This is a genomic window from Streptomyces cupreus, assembly GCF_014257025.1.
GTDB classification, from domain to species: Bacteria; Actinomycetota; Actinomycetes; order Streptomycetales; family Streptomycetaceae; genus Streptomyces; species Streptomyces cupreus.
The window spans coordinates 1-2,462 of the sequence record NZ_JACMSF010000150.1 but is presented as its reverse complement, the minus strand read 5'-3'; the positions used below and the strand labels follow the sequence as shown (position 1 = coordinate 2,462).

The window sequence follows — 2,462 nt, the reverse complement described above, 5'->3', positions numbered from 1 at the left end:
GTGAAGTAGGCCGCCGACGAGGTGCCCGGGACTCGGGTCCTTTTCCGACGGCCCCTTCCCGAACCGGGCGTGCGGCTTATGACCGCACCCGGCTCTCCAGTGTCGTGTTCCGCGTTTGCTGCCCTGTCGGCTGTCCGTTATGGATGGCGTGGTGGCAGCGGCGGCAGACGACCAGGGTCTTGCGACGGCGGCTGGCCATGCGCTCGGCCCATTCGGGCTTGGGAGCCCGCCCTTTCCGTTGAAGATCTTTCAGGTGCCGGATGTGGTGCACCTCGGTGTTCTGTCCGGACCCGCAGAGTTCGCACGCCTCGGCGAGAAGCCGTTGCACCAGTTCGGACCGTTGGTTGCTCCAGACCTTCGGGGGGTGGTCGTCCAGGGACTTGACCACGGTTGTGCGGGCCAGGGAGATCCCTCCCCACTGGGCCACCAGTGGCTTTCGGTCGCCACCGCGCTCGATGACCACTTGCAGTCCCTGTCGGGGGCCGTGGTCGGTGGCCAGGACGGCACGGTAGCGCCGGTAGACCTCGGGGACGCTGATGCGGTACTTGTGCGCCAGCGTCTTGGTCAACGAGCACTGCATGACGTACTTCAGCCGTTCGAACGGGTGCCGGTTGACGGCCAGTTGGTAGTAGTTCACGACGCCCCGGTATTCCGCCTGGTATTGCGCGATGATCGAGAAATCGCTGTCGGTCATGCGCTCGGGGCGGTGGATCGGTTTGCCATGCCGGAGGTAAGGTTTGGCCTTTGAGTGGGCGACGCCTCGGGGTACTTTCAGCCCAATCTGACCATTGATGCTGCGCCAGCCGCGCTGAGAGTGCTTGGTGTCGCTCTGGTAGACCGTGATCTCATAGCCGAGGAAGTGAGCGGGACGCGTCCGCCCATGTGTGATCAGAGTCTTGGCCGGGGAGAGTTCCAGTTTCAGTGCGCTGTGCAGGAACTCGCCGACTTTCGTCTTGATCTCCTCGGCCTCCCGCTTGGGGCCGGTGAATCCCAGTAGCCAGTCGTCCGCGTAACGGCAGTAGTGAAGCCGTCGAAACCCTGGATCGGTCGGGTCGCGAGAGGGCAGCCGCTGCATCTGCTGCCACAGCATTCGTGTCTTGTCTCGGTTCCCGAGCTTTGCCTGGCGCCGTGCGGCGTCACGTAGCCGCATGTACGCGCGGTTGAACTGGCGCTGTTTTCCACGGTTGTAGGCGGGTAGCAGGTTCGACTCGATGTATTTGTCCAGCCGGTCCAGGTAGATATTCGAGAGGACGGGCGAGATCACACCGCCTTGCGGACAACCGCTGAGCGTTGCGTGATAGCGCCATTCCTCCAGATATCCGGCCCGGAGCAGTCCATCGATCAGGCGCAGGAACCGACCGTCGTGGATCTTCTCGGCCAGGATCGACCTCATGATCGAGTGGTCGAGGGACCCGAAGCAGTCGGTGATGTCGCCCTCGATGAACCATGTCGTGCCCCGCCAGCCAGGGCAGATGCTCTGTAACGCGGTGCGGCAGCCTCGTCCGGGTCGGAACCCGTGCGACCGGTCGGAGAACTGCGGTTCGTAATACGCCTCCAGCAGGAGCCGCATCACCTCTTGCAGCAGCTTGTCCGTCCATGACGTGACTCCGAGTGGACGCTTCTTCGTTGATCCTTTCTTTTCGATGTAGACGCGTCGCGTCGGCGTCCAGCGGTAACGTTCCGCGCGGAGCGTGTTGATGATGTCCTGGATTTTGTCCAGGCGCATCCCGTCCGCCGTTTCCGGCGTGCTGCCCGGGGTCATGGCCCCCGCGTTGCGATAGATCCGCCCGTAGGCGAGCAGGTACAACTCCGGATTGAACAAGCATCGGTAGAGTCGTTCCAGCGGCAGCCCCTTCCTGCCGCATTCGCGAATGATCCCCAGTACGGCTTCGGCGCTCTGCATTTCGCATACCTCGCCAACATGGATGATCTGCTGACACCTGGGTCCCTTTGCCCGTGTGGACGGCTTTCCCGTCCTCCCTGGCCGGTCGTGACTCCGGCGACTACTACGGACCCTCCGTCGCCATAGGACTCGTGCCCCGTAGGCGATCCCGCATTCCCCTTGCACTGGACGTATCGAGTGCGACGTAGGCGGTCTTTCCGTCCCCTTGGGCGAGCTCACTGCCCGCTGCCCGCCGGCCGGAAGGATTGGGGCCGTGGCGTGCCTCTGCGGCCCTGTACCGACGGCTCCGACATAAGGCGTCGTGTCGGAGGATGACCACTTGCATCTCTGGAGACTCAGACTTCAAGCAGTTCGGCCTTCGCCCCATCGCACGGGTCTTGCACGGCCACGCCTTCGACGCCTTCTCTGCGTCCCGCGCTTTCCCGCCATGCTCTGGTCCCCTCGCGCTTTCGCGTTCAGGTAAGGCGGGTGACCCACGAGGTGTTGCTCCCTCCGATCCTCATGTTCCCTGCGGGAACGATCCAGCGCCGAGTGAAACGGCGCACCACGCCCGTGCTCA

The 2,462-nt window shown here is 63.7% G+C and carries 1 protein-coding gene; it reads right to left on the bottom strand.

Annotated elements, in window-relative coordinates; translation table 11 throughout:
- Window positions 1–76: 76 nt before the first annotated feature.
- Window positions 77–1,903 (bottom strand): reverse transcriptase/maturase family protein, encoded by a 1,827-nt coding sequence (locus tag H4N64_RS43990; protein ID WP_186288234.1) that lies wholly within the window; start codon window positions 1,901–1,903, stop codon window positions 77–79.
- Window positions 1,904–2,462: the final 559 nt, after the last annotated feature.

What these genes read in the sequence shown, in the direction of transcription:
- H4N64_RS43990 (WP_186288234.1), bottom strand. Translation starts at nt 1,903, where the DNA reads ATGCAGAGCGCCGAAGCCGTACTGGGGATCATTCGCGAATGCGGCAGG.